This is a genomic window from Butyricicoccus sp. AF35-5AC, assembly GCF_003477715.1.
Lineage (GTDB): Bacteria > Bacillota > Clostridia > Oscillospirales > Butyricicoccaceae > Agathobaculum > Agathobaculum butyriciproducens.
Genome location: NZ_QUDX01000002.1, coordinates 219,862 through 236,356 on the forward strand (window position 1 = coordinate 219,862; position 16,495 = coordinate 236,356).

14 protein-coding genes are annotated in these 16,495 nt (G+C 53.5%); all 14 read left to right on the forward strand.

The genetic code is table 11. From position 1 onward, the window contains the following. The first annotated feature begins 11 nt into the window (after positions 1 to 11). The 14 genes from DWZ82_RS04455 (at position 12) to DWZ82_RS04520 (ending at position 16,495) form a co-directional block, all read left to right on the forward strand. The gene (locus DWZ82_RS04455; RefSeq protein WP_158575083.1) at positions 12 to 656 is read left to right on the forward strand and encodes a DUF624 domain-containing protein; all 645 of its coding nucleotides are present in this window, start codon (positions 12 to 14) and stop codon (positions 654 to 656) included. Positions 657 to 672: 16 nt separating this feature from the next. Next, positions 673 to 2,040: a family 4 glycosyl hydrolase gene (locus DWZ82_RS04460; RefSeq protein ID WP_118479076.1), complete on the forward strand. Its 1,368-nt coding sequence runs from the start codon at positions 673 to 675 to the stop codon at positions 2,038 to 2,040. A gap of 3 nt (positions 2,041 to 2,043) precedes the next feature. Beyond that, positions 2,044 to 2,955, forward strand: coding sequence for a carbohydrate kinase family protein (locus tag DWZ82_RS04465; RefSeq protein ID WP_118479078.1), 912 nt, complete (start codon positions 2,044 to 2,046; stop codon positions 2,953 to 2,955). Positions 2,956 to 2,975: 20 nt separating this feature from the next. Next, positions 2,976 to 3,713, forward strand: a complete 738-nt coding sequence (nagB, locus tag DWZ82_RS04470; protein ID WP_118284876.1) for a glucosamine-6-phosphate deaminase — start codon at positions 2,976 to 2,978, stop codon at positions 3,711 to 3,713. Positions 3,714 to 3,864: 151 nt separating this feature from the next. Further along, positions 3,865 to 5,217: an MATE family efflux transporter gene (locus DWZ82_RS04475; protein WP_158575084.1), complete on the forward strand. Its 1,353-nt coding sequence runs from the start codon at positions 3,865 to 3,867 to the stop codon at positions 5,215 to 5,217. Positions 5,218 to 5,660: 443 nt separating this feature from the next. Then, on the forward strand, positions 5,661 to 7,127 hold the full coding sequence (locus tag DWZ82_RS04480; protein ID WP_118479082.1) for a sulfatase: 1,467 nt from the start codon (positions 5,661 to 5,663) through the stop codon (positions 7,125 to 7,127). Between the two features lie 20 nt (positions 7,128 to 7,147). Further along, on the forward strand, positions 7,148 to 8,680 hold the full coding sequence (locus DWZ82_RS04485) for a sulfatase (protein WP_118479084.1): 1,533 nt from the start codon (positions 7,148 to 7,150) through the stop codon (positions 8,678 to 8,680). Between the two features lie 167 nt (positions 8,681 to 8,847). Next, a complete protein-coding gene (locus DWZ82_RS04490) occupies positions 8,848 to 10,635 on the forward strand; it encodes a sensor histidine kinase (protein WP_118479086.1) in 1,788 nt (595 codons plus the stop codon). Further along, positions 10,616 to 12,070, forward strand: a complete 1,455-nt coding sequence (locus DWZ82_RS04495) for a response regulator transcription factor (RefSeq protein ID WP_118479088.1) — start codon at positions 10,616 to 10,618, stop codon at positions 12,068 to 12,070. Before DWZ82_RS04490 ends, DWZ82_RS04495 begins: the two co-directional genes overlap by 20 nt. Before the next feature lie 91 nt (positions 12,071 to 12,161). Continuing rightward, positions 12,162 to 13,292 carry an ABC transporter substrate-binding protein gene (locus DWZ82_RS04500; protein WP_118479090.1) on the forward strand — a complete coding sequence of 377 codons (1,131 nt, stop codon included), beginning with the start codon at positions 12,162 to 12,164 and terminating at the stop codon, positions 13,290 to 13,292. Between the two features lie 112 nt (positions 13,293 to 13,404). Continuing rightward, on the forward strand, positions 13,405 to 14,199 hold the full coding sequence (locus DWZ82_RS04505; protein WP_117489590.1) for an ABC transporter permease: 795 nt from the start codon (positions 13,405 to 13,407) through the stop codon (positions 14,197 to 14,199). Further along, entirely contained in the window at positions 14,196 to 14,969 is a 774-nt protein-coding gene (locus DWZ82_RS04510) for an ABC transporter permease (RefSeq protein WP_117489592.1), read from the forward strand. The genes DWZ82_RS04505 and DWZ82_RS04510 overlap by 4 nt, the downstream gene beginning before the upstream one ends. Beyond that, a complete protein-coding gene (locus DWZ82_RS04515) occupies positions 14,942 to 15,733 on the forward strand; it encodes an ABC transporter ATP-binding protein (protein WP_382728777.1) in 792 nt (263 codons plus the stop codon). Before DWZ82_RS04510 ends, DWZ82_RS04515 begins: the two co-directional genes overlap by 28 nt. A 15-nt stretch (positions 15,734 to 15,748) precedes the next feature. After that, positions 15,749 to 16,495, forward strand: a complete 747-nt coding sequence (locus DWZ82_RS04520) for an ABC transporter ATP-binding protein (RefSeq protein ID WP_118479092.1) — start codon at positions 15,749 to 15,751, stop codon at positions 16,493 to 16,495.

The window sequence follows — 16,495 nt, forward strand, 5'->3', positions numbered from 1 at the left end:
GAGGAAAATCTGTGTTTCGTCCATCCTATTTGAAAGAAGGTCCGGGCATTGCCAAGGATGCACCGGAAAAGACCGGCGCCGCATGGGTCGGGGAGACCTTTGTACGGGAGTTCTGGCAGCTCGTCAAGCTGAACGTGCTGTTTCTGCTGTGCTGTCTGCCGGTTGTGACCTTTGGCGCGGCTCGAGCTGCTATGGCGCGCTGCACGGTCAATATGGCGCGTGATGTGCCAAATGATGTGTGGACCGACTTTCTTGCGGCACTGCGGCAGGATACGGTGCGTAATCTTCTGTGCGGACTGGCCGAGCTTGCGCTGCTGTGGATGGGCGTGATGCTGGTAACGGCGGACGGATTTTTCCCGGCCTTGCTGGGTATGCTGCTGCTCTGCGTCACAGCTGCGTTTTTTCAGAATTTCTGGGCAGTACAGGCGGCGGTGGACATCCCGTTTGCGGCAGCGGCAAAAAATGCGTGGCTGCTGTGTCTGCTCCGTCCCGGCATGACCGTGCTGGGGCTGGGCGTAAATGCGCTGCTGCTGATTCCTGCAGTGCTGTTTTTCCCGCTTTCTCTGCCGTATGTGCTGCTGTTCCCGTGCGGTCTGTCCGGATTTGCCTCGGGCATGATCGGCTGGTCCAGCTGCAAACGGTATCTGATTCGATAACAGGAGGTATCTTTTTATGAAATTAACGGTAATCGGCGGCGGTGGTGTACGCTCCATGTTCCTCGCAAAGAGCATTGCACAGCGTGCGGAGGAGCTGCACATCGACGAACTTGTATTTATGGATAACGACTCGGAAAAGCTGCGCATTTACGGCGGTCTGGCGGCGCATGTTGCGCGCATGCTGTGCCCGACCATGAAGTTCACACTGACCTCCAGTGCGGAGGAGGCGGTAACCGATGCGGATTACGTCATCACGACCATCCGTGTCGGCGGCGACGCGACCCGCGTGCGCGATGAACGGCTGGCGCTTGATCTGGGTATTCTCGGTCAGGAGACCACAGGTGCGGCCGGCGTTTCGTTCGCCATGCGCTCGATTCCGGCGCTGGCTGAGTACTGCGAGCTGATCAAAAAGCTGGCAAAGCCGGGCGTCAAGGTGTTCAACTTTACCAATCCGGCGGGCGTGGTTTCACAGGCGCTGCGCGATATGGGCTACGACTTCACCTACGGTATCTGCGACGCACCGAGCGGCATGCTGCACCAGTTTGCCGACCTGTACGGCGTGGATGCGTCCCGCATTTACGGCGAGTGCTACGGTTTGAATCATCTGTCCTACTTCCAGAGCATCAAGGTGGACGGAAAGGAGATTATGCCCGAGCTGATCGCCAATGACGAGGCTTACGCCAAGACCGATATGCGCTTTTTCGAGAAGCGTTTGCTCGAGGACCGCGGCTGTGTGCTGAATGAATATCTGTACTACTTCTACTACCGTGAAAAGGCGGTTGCCAACATTCTGAACGCCAAGCAGACGCGCGGCGAGATGATCTGCGACATCAACCGCCACATGACCGAGGAGCTGTCCAAGATCGACATCGAGAACGACTTTGAGGCAGGTCTCAAGTGCTTTGAAAAGTGGTACGGCATCCGAGAGAACAACTATATGGCAAATGAGACCGGTGTTCACCGCGACAAGCCGTGGACGTTTGATGTGTATTCCAAGGACGCGGGCGGCTACGCAGGCGTTGCGCTCAAGTTCATCGAGATTGCAGCCTCCGGCGGCATGGGCACGATGATCCTGTGCGCGCCGAACGGCAATGCCATCGAGGGCCTCGAGCCGACCGATATTATTGAGGTCACCTGCGATATCTCCCGTGAGGGCTGCAAGCCGCACCATATCACCAATATTCCGGAGAGCAATCTGGAAATGATCCGCCGCGTAAAATATTACGAGCGTCTGGCGGCACGCGGTATCGTCAACCGCTCCAGGAAGGATATCACCGAGTGTCTGACCATGCACCCGCTGGTCGGCTCGTACTCGCTGGCAAGCAAGCTGACCGACGAGTATATCAAGCTCAACGCGCCGTATATCGGGGACTGGAGGGACTGACGCATGTCGTTTCTCGCTTCGGTCGGTGTGACCAATGTGGATTTGATGTATGTCGGCATGCCGCGCGTGCCGCAGGAGGGCGAGGAGATCTTTTCGCAGGATTTCCGCGTGCTGCTCGGCGGCGGTGCACCGGGTACGGCAGTAAACGCCGCCCGGCTGGGCATTCCGACCCGTCTGGCGACCTATCTCGGCAGCGATCTGTTTTCCGGCTTTGCCCGCGCGCAGTTTGAGCAGAACGGCGTTTCTCCGTACAATCTGGCGGCGGAGGGCGAGACCGGTATTCCGGTGAATGTCACCAGTGCCATGCTCACGCCCGGCGACCGTACGTTTGCGACCTACTGCAAGCCGACCGCCATCACGGACGAGCTGCTCGAGCGGGTATATACCATGTCTAAGGGTGCTAAGCTGGTGCAGATGCAGGAGGGCTTTTTGCCGGTATATCGCAAGCTGCATGAGGAAGGAGCCATTCTGATTTTCGACATGGGCTGGGATGATGAGCTGAGCTTTGAGAAGTACGGTGATTATCTGCGTCTGGCGGATTACTACACGCCGAATACCAAGGAAGCACTCAAGATCACCGGCAGGGACACGCCGGAGGAGGCGCTCCGCGTACTGGCTGAGTATTTTGAGCACCCGCTGGTCAAGCTGGATAAGGACGGCTGTCTCATTCTCAAGGACGGCAGGCCGCGTCTGCTGCGCAATATTCCGGAATTCACCTGTAAGGATTCCACCGGTGCAGGCGATGCGTTCCTTGCGGGACTGATGTACGGTCTGTACCACGGCTATCCGTTTGCGGATTGTGTGCGGTTCGGCAACATCACAGGCGGCAAGAGTGTTACCGGCGTAGGCTGCCTGACCGAGTATGTGCAGGAGAGCGAGCTGCTCGCGCTGCGTGAAAAGTATAAGGATTTATAAGCGTTTGGAGGCTTTTTGTTATGAGAATCATTCGTGCAAAGGATTACAAGGATATGAGCCGCAAGGCGGCAAATATCATTTCTGCGCAGGTCATCCTCAAGCCGGATTCCGTGCTCGGCCTTGCCACCGGCTCGTCGCCGATCGGCACATATGAGCAGCTGGTCAAGTGGTACGAAAAGGGCGATCTGGATTTTGCGGATGTGACTACGGTCAATCTGGATGAATACTACGGCATGAAGCCGGAAAACGACCAGAGCTATCATTATTTCATGCACGACCACTTTTTTGACCATGTGAACATCGACCCATCGCGTATCAATCTGCCGAACGGCATGGAGCCGGACGAGAAAAAGGAGTGCGCCCGCTATGACGCGGTGCTCCGCAGTGTGGGCGATGTGGATATCCAGCTGCTCGGCATCGGCCGCAATGGCCATATCGGATTCAACGAGCCGGACGACTGCTTTGCCAAGGGCACACACTGCGTGGAGCTGACCGAGTCCACCATCGAGGCAAACAAGCGCTTTTTCGCCAGCGAGGACGAGGTGCCGCGCCGTGCCTACTCGATGGGCATTCACACCATCATGACCGCAAAAAAGGTGCTGGTCGTTGCCAGCGGCGAGGACAAGGCGTGGGCTATCCGTGAATCCTGTTTCGGTCCGGTGACGCCCAAAGTGCCCGGATCGATTCTGCAGCTGCACAACGACGCGATCGTTATCGCGGATGAGGCGGCCCTCAGCCTGTGCGGCGATTTCCTCTGATTGATGACCATAGCAGCGGCGGTACTGCGTTTTATCTCACCGTGCGGTAAATCAACAGCATTCTGCGGTACCGTCGTTTTGAAACCCAAAGTGCAGTTCTGTCTCCTTCTGCGCTTTGGGTTTTATGATTTTTTCGCAAGGGAGGTGTGATATGGTGCGCGTTACCGATATGACACACGGCCGTCCGATACGGCTGATTCTGCTGTTTTCGCTGCCGCTGATGCTGGGCAGCGTGTTTCAGCAGCTGTATACCATCGTGGATACGATCATCATCGGACGCGGTGTCGGCATGCAGGCGCTGGCGTCCATCGGTGCGGCGGATTGGATCAACTGGCTGGTTTTATGGGGACTGCAGGGCTTTACGCAGGGCTTTGCGATTCTCGCGGCACAGGAGTTCGGTGCGGGCGCATACGACCGGCTGCGTCGTGTACTGGCTATGATCGTTAAGCTGTCGTGCTGGTTCGGCATTGCGGTGACGATCATCAGCCTGTTGCTGGTAAGGCCGCTGCTTACGTTGCTGCACACCGATCCTGCGGTGTTCGGTGGAGCGCAGACGTACTTATATGTGCAGTTCGGCGGCTCGCTCATCATCATTGCGTACAATATGGCGGCGGCCGTGCTGCGCTGTCTGGGTGACAGTAAAACGCCGCTGCTCGCGATTCTCGCGGCGAGCTTTGCTAATATTGCGCTCGACCTGCTGTTCGTGATGGGCTTTGGCTGGGGCATTTTCGGAGCTTCGTTCGCAACCGTACTGGCACAGCTGATTGCGTTTCTGCTGTGTCTGCGGTCATTGCGGCGGCTGCCGTTCGTGCAGCTGACAAAGGCTGACTGGAAAACCGACCCTGCCATTCTGCTGCACCTGTGCCGCCTTGGCATTCCGACCGGCCTGCAGATGAGCATGATCACACTGGGCGGCATGGTGCTGCAGTCCGTGCTGAACGGCTTCGGCGTGGTGTTTGTGGCGGGCTACACGGCGGCAAACAAGCTGTACGGCATACTCGAAAGTGCATCGGTGGCGTTTGGCTATGCCATGACAGCCTACATGGGGCAGAACCGCGGTGCACGAAACGCGGCACGCATTGATGCAGGCATTCGGGCGGTGCTGGCCCTATCCGCCGGATTTACAGCCGCCATCGTGACGGCTATGCTTCTTGCGGGCAAACCGCTGCTGGGACTGTTCCTTTCGACCGAGGAGGCGGGCGCGGCAGATGCGCTGGCGGTGGCCTATCAGTATCTCATGGCACTGATGGCATTTTTGTTTGCACTGTTCGTGCTGCAGGCATACCGCTCCTCACTGCAGGGGTTGGGCGAGATGACTGTGCCGACACTCTCCGGCTTTGCGGAAATGCTCATGCGCATGGGGGCGGCGCTCGTGCTGCCGACCTTCATCGGGCAGAGCGGCGTATTTTTTGCGGAAGGCGCAGCATGGGTGTGCGCGGCGGCGCTCAATCTGGTATGGTATTATATGCGGATTGGGAAAATCAAGCGGGATATGCTGAAATAACAAAAAGACAGCGAAAGCTGTCTTTTTGTTGAGGCTGCTCGAAAAACTCCGTTTTTCGAGCAGCCTCTCGATTGAAACCACGCTTTCAATCGAATCTTGATGAAAAGCCGCGCCCTATGGGCACAATTTTTCGTCCCTTGTATAATTCCCGAGGTACACGCCCCCGGGAATTATGAATTTGCTGTGCAAATTCTATTTTATGCGTGCTGCCGCACGAAAAGTAAAAACGATAGATTGACTTTATCGACAGACTGCACAAAAAGACAGCGAAAGCTGTCTTTTTGTGTTTACAGAGTCGTTTATCTGTTTACTCATCGAAACACAAAAAAGTGAAAAAATCCCTCAAATAATCAAAAGACGGATTTTGTCTCCAGACGCTATAATCAAGTCGTACAGAACAATACACTGGGAAAATCGTATTCGGACGAAAGGAGAGTGCATCGGTGAGAGCAATTTTACTGCTTTTTGATTCACTGAACCGGCACTGTCTGGAGCCGTATGGCTGCGGCTGGACGCAAACGCCGAATTTCAGCCGTCTGGCAAAGCATTCGGTCATGTTTGACCGCTGTTATGCCGGCTCACTGCCGTGCATGCCTGCTCGGCGGGAACTGCACACCGGACGGTATAATTTTCTGCACCGAAGCTGGGGACCAATCGAGCCGTTTGATGACTCAATGCCGGAGCTGCTCAAGAAAAGCGGCGTATACACGCATCTGATCTCGGATCATCAGCACTACTGGGAGGATGGCGGTGCTACCTATCACACGCGCTACAACTCATGGGAGTGCGTGCGAGGACAGGAAGGTGATCCGTGGAAGGCTCATGTCGGTGCAGTGGAACTGCCGCCGCATTTGGGGCAGGCAAATAAACAGGATGAAGTCAATCGTGCCTATATCCGCGGACTGGGAAAGCAGCCGCTGGAAAAGGTGTTCGGTCTGGCGCATGAATTCCTGAATGAAAACCGTGATGCGGATAACTGGCTGCTGCATATCGAACCCTTTGACCCGCATGAGCCGTTTTTTGTGCCGGAAGAGTATCAGAATCGCTATTCGGATGACTATAATGGGACGCGGTTTGATTGGCCGCCTTATGACCATATGACGGAACCTCTGGCTGCACAGGTGCACTGCCGCAGTCAGTACGGTGCACTGCTGACGATGTGTGATGCATATTTGGGCAAACTGCTCGATTACATGGATGTACATCAGATGTGGCAGGACACCATGCTCATCGTAGCGACCGACCACGGCTTTTTGCTGGGAGAGCATGGATGGTGGGCGAAAAATCGTCCGTTGTTTTACGAGGAGCTGTCGCACACACCGCTGTTCATTTGGGATCCGCGAACCGGAGCAGCAGGAGAACGCCGGAAAGCTCTGGTGCAGACTATCGACCTTGCGCCAACGCTGCTGTCGTACTTTGGCGTACCTATTCCACCGGATATGCAGGGTCACGACCTGCAAACCGTTCTGCAGCAGGATATATCAGTTCGTGATGCTGCGCTGTTTGGCATGTTCGGCGCGCATGTCTGCGTGACAGATGGTCGATGGGTATATATGCGGGCCGATCGACCAGGCACAGCGCTCTATGATTATACGCTGCTGCCGCTGCATCAGCGAGCTATGTATGCACCGGAAGAACTGCAGAAACTAACGCTGCACGAGCCGTTTTCCTTTACCAAAGGGTGCAGAACGCTGAAAATTGCTATGCCAAAGGATTTTTATCCATGCATGTCCACTGCGCCGGAGGAAAACCGAGATGCACTGTTCGATCTGCAGACCGATCCTAAGCAAGAACACCCGATAAAGGATCTGATACAGGAGCAGCACATGATCGATTTAATGCGTCGTTTGATGCAGGAAAACGATGCACCGGCAGAGCAATATGCGAGAATCGGCTTGCAACAGCCGTAAGAATAACAGGGAGGAACAACATGAAAACCATCTTCATTCTGTGCGATACACTCAATCGACGCATGCTGTCCGCGTATGGGGCGGGCAAGGACGCGGCCATCACACCGAATATTGACCGGCTGGCGCGGCGATCTGTCGTGTTTGACAGCCACTGGTGCGGCTCTGCGCCGTGCATGCCCGCACGCCGCGACATCATGACCGGACGGCTGAACTTTCTTGAAAAACCGTGGGGAGCAATGGAGCCGTTTGATCAGAGCCTGCAGAGCATTCTTTCTGATGAAAAGAATGTGCATACGCAGATGTTTGCCGATCATGCGCACTATATCATCTGCGGCGGTGAAAATTATGTCAAGGGGTTTACCGCATGGGAGGTCAACCGAGGTCAGGAATGTGATCCGGTGTGGACGCGTCCGTGTAAGGACGGTATTCGTCCGGATACGCCGCCGAAGTGGTTTAAAGGCTCGTGGACCGAAGCTGAACATGAAAACCGTTCGCACTTTCACACAGAGTATGATTATCCGAGCGTAAAGACCATGTGGCATGCAGCGGAATGGCTGGAGGACAATCATGACGCGGATAACTATTTTCTGTGGGTAGAGGCGTTTGACCCGCATGAGCCGTATGACTGCCCGAAGTATTATCTCGATTTGTACGAGAAGGAAGGCGACTATGACGGACCGGACTTCACGCATCCGTCCTATGCGCCAAACGAGTTTAATGAGGCGGAGACTGAGCATCTGCGTAGGCGCTGCAAGGCTGTGATGACCATGACTGACCGTCACCTCGGTGAAATTCTCGATGTGATGGATAAGTACAATATGTGGGAGGACACTATGCTGGTGTTTACCACGGACCACGGCTATCATCTCGGCGAGCACGGCTACATGGCGAAAAACTATATGGCGCCGTACAACGAGGTTTTCCACATCCCGCTGATGATTTCGGCACCCGGTGTACAGCCGGGACGATGCAGTGCAGTAACGCAGAACATTGATGTTCTGCCGACCGTGATGGAGTATTACGAGATTTCGCAGGAGGTGCTGCAGTATCCAATCCACGGCAAGAGCCTGTTGCCGCTGCTGCGCGGTGAGATCGACAAGGTTCGTGACGGTGCGATCTTCGGCTATTTCGGCAAGCAGATGGCGTGGACGGACGGCAAATACACCTATTTCCGTGCCGCAAAGGACGAGAAAAACCAGCCGCTGTACGTTTACACAGCTATGCCGACCGTTCTGCGTCAGTTCTACGGCGGCAACGACGCTGTAAACACCGAGGATTACAAGCGGATTGAGATGGGTCGCTTCCTGCCTTGGACGGACTATCCGGTATACCGTTTCCCGGCGGATATTATTCACTGGGGCAATGATTCGCAGCAGTTTGTCGGTCGTTCGCCGTATAACGAGGAAACACTGCTGTTCGATATCGAATCGGATTATGCACAGGAGCATCCGCTGCACGATGAAGCACTGGAGCGGCACTGCATCGAGCAGATGAAACGCTGCATGGCGGCACACGACGCACTGCCGGAGCAGTACGAACGTTTGGGTATCTGATAAAACTGGTCGAAATGCACATTCTTGCTGGAAGGATAAGGGTGTGCATTTTTGCCATATTTCCTGTATCATAAAAGAAGCGGTGTAATCGACAGAATTCGACAGCGCAGGAATATGGCAGAGGAGCGAGCACATTGCAGAGAGAAAAGAGAAATGGGGTATGGCGTATGCTGCTTTGCGGAAGCAAACGCCGCAAAATGTCGCAGAGCATGATAGCGACCAGTCTGCTGTGCGTGCTGATTTCGGTAGCGATTGCGGTCTGCGCGATTGGATATTTTACCTTTCAGCTTGTAGTAGGCGAAAAAGGCAAGGCCCGCGTAGATGTACTGCAGCAGATCAGCGACAGCAACTCGGTCAACCGCACCAACATGGTGAAGGCGATGGATGCACTGTATGAGGATTTTTACAATGATCTGACGGCACCGAAAAGTGAAAAGAGCAGCAGTGCCATCCAAATGCTGCTGGAGCAGACCGACCGTCAGTTCAAACGGATCGGCATGGATATGACAATCGATATTCTGATGAACGACCGCCGTATGTTTTCGACTGACCCGGATGAAAACAATCTGAAAAGTTTGAAAAACACCTACTGGTACATCAAGCATTACAGCGGTGAGACCGATACCAGCTGGAATCTGCGCTTCTGGGATGTGGATGATATTTCTACTTATGGTCTGGCGTACGGCAAGACCGTATATGCTCAGGATGGTAAGGTTGTCGGAATGATTGTACTTACCTCGCGGTATGAAGCACTGTTCCGCACATTTCAAAAGCTAGTCAGCGACGGTGTGAAGGTGTACATTCTCGACCGGAACGGCATCATCATTTCACACACCAATCCCAACCGTGTTGGCAACTGGGCATTCGATATGAAGACATTTCAGGAGGAATACGGCAGAAATACCTATAAGATTATCCAGCGCTCCAAACAGAAGATACTGATTGCCAATTACCATGATGCGTCCAGCGGTTGGACGTTTGTCGAAGAACAGAATATGGACGAGCTGCTGAGGGACGGACTGAAAACCGTGCGAAATTGTCTGACGATTGTATTGCTCGGCTGTATTGTTGCAGCAAGCATTGCGTACTGGCGCGGCAGACGCATTACGCAGGTGCTGTCCGACTTTACGGATGAGATCGGAGATATGTCGGTTGAAAAGCTGAGTGAACTGCCGGTCAAGGACGAATACGAAGAAACCTATGTGCTCAGTACCACCTTCAACGGCATGATACATCGAATTGAAGAATTGATTGATGATATCCGTATCCGAGAGCAGGAAAAACAGCGCACGGAGTACGATTTTCTACAGGCGCAGATCAATCCGCATTTCCTTAACAACACGCTGCTGTCGGTCAAGAGCCTGATCGCCATGCACCAGCCGGAACGCGCCTACCGAATGATGAATGAACTGGTCGAGCTGCTGCATATTCCGGCAACGCCGGAGATACAGTTCGTGCCGCTGGAGGAGGAGCTGCATTTGATGCGCAATTATATGTCCATCATGAACTGCCGCACGGAAAAGGACACGGTTCTCATCTGCGAGGTGCCGGAGAAGATGTACGGCATTTATGTGCCGCGCATGATCGTGCAGCCGATCATCGGTAATGCCTTTTTTCACGGCTTTGCTGAGATGGAGGAAGGTTGTGAAATTCGCTTGAGGGCAGGTCTGCGCGGTAATGCACTGTATATTGAGGTAACGGACAACGGTGAAGGTATTGCTCCGAAGCGGTTAGAACAGGTACAGTCAGGAAATTACCGCTCTGGGCGGTTACATCATGGCATCGGTCTGCGCAATGTGCGCAAGCGTCTGCAGATTATCTACGGCGGTCGGTCGGATGTGACGGTTCGTAGTGAGTTCGGCAAATACACCACAGTAACGATTACGATGGATCACTACCGTTCTATCCCGAAGCGGGAACAGGGAGGCGAGGTAAATGAAGATCATAGTAGTTGACGACGAACCGCTGGTCAAGCAGTATATCGTGCAGTGTGTGCGCGATGCAGGCGGCGAAAATGAAATCACCGCAGCGGTGACTTCAGGTGCAAAGGTGCTGCAGGAGATGAAGGCAAACCCTGCCGATGTGGTATTTGCAGATATCACCATGCCCAAAATGGATGGTATTGAACTGCTGCAGGAGCTTCGGCGGCAGTATCCGGGCACGGCGGTCGTCATGCTGACCTGCCACGATGATTTTGAATATGCTCGTGCGGCCATGCAGAACGGTGCTAAGGATTATATTCTAAAAACCGAGGTCAGTGCGGATAAGATTCGTGCGGTTCTGGATAAGCTGCAGAGCAGCCGGCAGCAGCATATCTCTGAGAGTGCGGTACAGCAGATCGGGCGCAGCCGCTTTCTGCGCAGTATGGTGGAGCAGAGCGAGGACATGACGCCGGTCAGTGCCGTTGATCTGCAGGAAAACAGCATTTATTTGAACGAGCGCGCATTTCTGACGGTGTTTTTTCTCAATCAAGGTCAAAATGCGGAGATTATGCAGAAAAACATGCAGGAGCATTTTGAAAATCCGCTGTTTTATGCGTACAGTGAGCAGGAGGTGTACCTGCTTGTCAACATTAGGCGGAATGCCTTTGCGGAGGAGCAGGATGCGGCGGCATATTTCTATCAATGTGCAGAGAGGCTGAACGGCGGAATCGGATGCAGCGGCGTACATCATCATTTTACTAATCTGCCAAAGTCATTTGCAGAGGCCGTGCGGGACTTTGATTCACGGTTTTATCAGGTGTCAGCACAGAAATTGCCGCATGAGATTCATGTCAGTGAAGTGGAAACCTGTATCATGCGTGCAACGATTAAGCTGACCGATGGAGATATTCAGGGCGGCTGTGCCGATTTGGAGCGTCTGCTGCAGTGCGCAGAGAAATATAAAGTACGCAGCAGCTTTTTACGCGAAACCGTGCAGCAGCTGTTTTCCGGTCTGGCTGTCAAGCTAGAGCCGGAGCTGCAGCATACAGCGGATGCAGTTGCCTCCTTCTGCACATTTGCGGCGTTGTGTGAAGCAGTTCGCGAAGGCATTGCCGTACTGCAGCGCAAGCACGGCGTAGGATATTCTGCTGCAATACGAAAAGCACTCGATCACATCAATGTGCATTATGCGGAGGATCTTTCACTTAATACGGTTGCGGATGTGGTATTTCTCAACCGCGATTACCTGTCTCGGCAGTTCAAGAAGGAGGTCGGCGTTAACTTTTCGGAGTATTTGATGAGCGTGCGCATGAAGCAGGCGCGCTGCTTGCTGGAAAACAGCAGTCTGCGCATTTCAGAGGTGGATCTTCGTGTCGGTATCACGAACATGAGCTACTTCTCGACGGTTTTCCACAAGGTGTTCGGCTGCAAGCCGAATGATGTGCGCAAGAACAAGCAGAGCGGATAATGTCATAAATGTGAAAAACCGAGTCAAATATTAAAAAGACTTTGTGCAGGGTTTACGGTAAACTATACTCAAATCAAGGGAGGTTGAAAAAATGAAACACGGATACAAAAGAGCGATCGCAATGCTTCTGGCAGCAACTGTAATGACCGGTCTGACCGCGTGCGGCGGCGGTTCCTCCTCCGGCGGCGGCTCGGGTTCCGCTCCCGGCGGCTCGGGTGACGGCACGTTTACCGCTTCCGGCAAAACCCTGAATGTTGGTGTTCAGTCCAACATCATTTCTATTCCCACAGTTTATGCAGAGGAGAAGGGTTATTTCGATGATCTGGGTTTGGATGTTAACCTGATTATGTTCCCGAACGGCTCTCCGGAGAATGAGGGCCTGGCAGCAGAACAGCTTGATGTAGCTTCCAATGGTCTGGCATCGGTTTACTCGACGGCTTCCGGCCTGTGCGACTGGATCGCAGAGTCGGACAGCGGCTCGATCACCGCAAAGGTTTATGTCCGCAAGGGCAGTCCGGTGCTCGATCACAAGGGCGAGATTTCCGGCAAGCCGGATATGTACGGCAGCGCAGATACCCTGAAGGGTCTGACCGTTCTCGGTCCTACCTCCACGATGGAGCAGTGGATTGCAAACTCGTACTTTGCACAGTTTGGCCTGACTGCAGGTTCGGATTACGAATATCTGAACATGGATCGCGCAGCAGCCGCACAGGCGATTCTGACCGGTGAAGGCGACGTATTTGTTGCCACCGATGTTGACTACTGCAACATGATGGAATCGAACAACATGGTGGAGGTTGCAGACTGCATGGAAGCAACGGACACCGAGTTCAAGAACGGTTTCCTGGCCCGCAAGGACATTCTGGCAGACCGTTACGATGATGTGGTGCTGTTCCTGCAGGGCATGTGCAAGGCAGCTGAAGAACTGCAGGCTGATCCGGATCTGCGCAACGAGTTTGCACTCAAGTTCTATTCGGAGAACGGCAAGCCGGCTGACGAAAACGACGTTAAGACCGAGACCGAAATTCGTCCGTTCGTTGTTCCGTCCGATTATGAGGCTTCGAATTATTATCTTGGTTCCGGTCTGCTGCAGGTAGGCAATTTCTTCGCCTCCATCGGCACGATTGAAGAGGATCAGGTTGCCAATATTGAGGAAGCAATCAATGTCAATCCGCTGCAGGATGCGCTCGGCATTACTGTAAAGGCAGCAACCCTGAAATAACATACTGTCAGCAAAGGGGAGCCCATGCTCCATGGGCTTCCTTTTCTGCACCCTGAAATGGGCGAAAATTACAGAATAAGGTAAGAATAAGGCGGTCAAAGGAGAGGAGCATATGCAAGAAAAGAAAAAACTGCAGATCAATAAGTACCTGTTCATCAGTATTGCGTCGATCTGCGCAGGCATTTTTGTATGGTGGCTGGTAACGGACGGACTGGGTATTTTCCGATCGAATGCACTGCCTTCTCCGGTAAAGGTTGCCTCTACGTTTGTGAAAAAATGGTTTGAGACCAAGCCGGACGGCGCAACGCTGCTGCAGCATCTTGGTGCCAGCCTTCAGGTTGCACTCGGCGGCTATTTAATTGGTGCGATCATCGGTATCCCGCTCGGTATCTTCATGGCGTGGAACGACAAGGTGGATATGCTGGTTCGTCCGGTATTCGATCTGGTTCGTACCATTCCCGGCATTGCATGGACTTCGGTTATGGTAACGCTGGTCGGCATCGGTTTTCTGTCCAAAGCGCTGGTTATCTTTATTTCCGCGATGGTCGCTATGGTTATCAACAGTTATTCCGGTATTAAGCAGACAAAAACCGTGCACCTGTGGGTCGGTCAGACCTTCGGTGCAAGCAACTGGGAGCTGCTGACCAAAGTAGCGATTCCGTCTGCACTGCCGATGATCTTCACCGGTCTGGACGTTGCTCTCGGCTCCGCATGGACCACACTGGTTGCAGCAGAGCTGCTGGCTTCCACTAAGGGTCTCGGCTTTATGATTCAGCAGGCACGCGGTATTTTTCGCCTGGATATCATCATCGTCGGTATGATCGTCATTGCGATTACCGGTGCGGTGCTGTCCTCGATTATTCAGTTTATCGGCAGAAAACTTATCAAGGGAGGTAGACGTGGATGAAAGAACGCAACAAGCGTATCGCCTATGGCGTGCTCGGTATTTTCATTTTTCTGTGTATCTGGTACGCAGCGACTAAGTTTACCTCACTCGGCAAGGTTATGCCCGATCCGGTGACGGTTATTGCAGGCTTTTGCAAGGCATTTGTTGTACCGATCGGTACGCATTCTATGATTATGCACATCCTCATTAGTCTGCGCCGCATGCTGATTCCGTATGCGTTCGGCGGCGTGCTCGGTGTGCTGGTCGGTGTCGTGATGGGTTGGTACAAGATTGCTGATTCTATTCTGATGCCGTACATTCAGATGTTCCGCCCGATTCCGCCGATTGCATGGATTCCGCTTTCTATCGTATGGTTCGGCTTCGGTGAAGGTTCCAAGTATTTCTTGATTTTTCTGGCATGCTTCTTTACCATTGCACTGACTACCTACAACGGCGTGCACTCGGTCGATGAAACACTGGTTCGTGCGGCGCGTATGCTGGGTGCGAAAGATAACCAGCTGTTCACTTCCATTGTACTGCCAACGACGGTTCCGTACATTTTCTCCGGTCTGCAGGTAGCACTCGGCTCTGCATGGGCCACCATTGTAGCGGCAGAGATGATTCGCTCGTCCGAAGGCGTCGGCTGGCTGATCGTAAGCGGTCAGGACGTAGGCAATATGACGCAGATCATGGTAGGCATTCTGGCGATTGCCCTGACCGGTCTGCTCATCACTACCATCATGAGAGGAGTTGAATCCAAGCTATGCGCATGGACAGTGAGAGGAAAGTAACGGCTGCTGGCGAGCCGTTGATCGAGTTCCGTGGTGTGGATAAGTTTTTCGACAAACCGGAGGAAGGCCGCTATCAGGTCGTTGGAGATTTGAATATTAAGGTGCGCGAAAATGAGTTCCTTGTGCTGTTCGGCCCCGGACAGTGCGGTAAGAGTACCATCCTGAACTTGATTGCAGGCTTTGAGATGCCCTCGTCGGGGCACGTTCTCTGCATGGGCAAGGATATCACCGGGCCCGGTCCGGATCGCGGCATGGTCTTTCAGAATACGGCATTGTTTCCGTGGCTCACCGTTATGGGAAACGTGGAATACGGTCCTAAGGTACGCGGTATCAAGAAGGAAGAACGCCGCCAGAGGGCACAGCATTACATTGATCTGGTCGGTCTGCAGGGATTTGAAAATTCGTTCCCGGTCAAGCTGTCAGGCGGCATGCAGCAGCGTGTCGGCATTGCCCGTGCGTACTGCAATGAGCCGCTCGTGATGCTGCTCGATGAGCCGTTCGGACATCTGGATGCACAGACACGTTATCTGATGCAGGATGAGCTGACCCGCATCTGGCAGGCGGAAAAGCGCACCGTTATTTTTGTAACCAACAACATCGAGGAGGCAGTGTACCTCGCAGACCGCATTCTGGTGCTGCGCAACTGCCCAACCGGTGTTAAGGCAGAGTATGAGATCAACCTGCCGCGTCCCCGTAATTACACCGATCCGGAATTTCTGCGGCTGCGCCGCGAGATCGATTCGGTAGTAGATCATACGCTGTAAAGGAGGTGCCGGACAATGGCAAACAAAGAGCCTAAGGTAAAAGTGCAGAACCTGACCAAAAGGTTCGGTGACCTTCTGGTGCTGGATAATTTGAACTTTGAAGTAGAGGAAGGCGAGTTCCTGTGCATCGTTGGTCCGACCGGCTGCGGCAAAACTACTTTTCTGAATAGTCTGACCCGCCTGTATGAGCCGACGGCAGGCGACATTCTGGTAAACGGCATTCCGGTCAATCCGAAAAAGCAGAATATATCCTATATTTTTCAGGAGTATTCCTCCTTCCCGTGGCTGACTGTGGAGCAGAATATCCGCTTCGGTCTGGAAATCAAGAAAACGCCCAAGGCGGAGGCGGATGCCAATGTAGAGGAAATGCTGGATATTGTCGGTTTGACCAAATTCCGAAATTACTATCCCAGTCAGCTTTCCATCAGTATGCTGCAGCGCGTTGCTATCGCGCGTGCATTTGCAACCAAACCGGAGCTGCTTCTGATGGATGAGCCGTATGGTCAGTTGGATATAGACCTGCGCTTCAAGCTGGAGGACGAGCTAATCAAGCTGTGGAAAAAGACGGGTACGACCGTACTGTTTATCACTCACAACATTGAGGAAGCCGTATACCTCAGCCAGAAGATTATGGTGCTGACCAACAAGCCAACCTCGGTGAAAACCGTGCTGGACAATCCGCTGCCGCTTCCGCGTGACGTCGTTTCTCCGGAATTTGTCGAGCTTCGCAACAAGGTCACCGACTTGATCAAATGGTGGTAA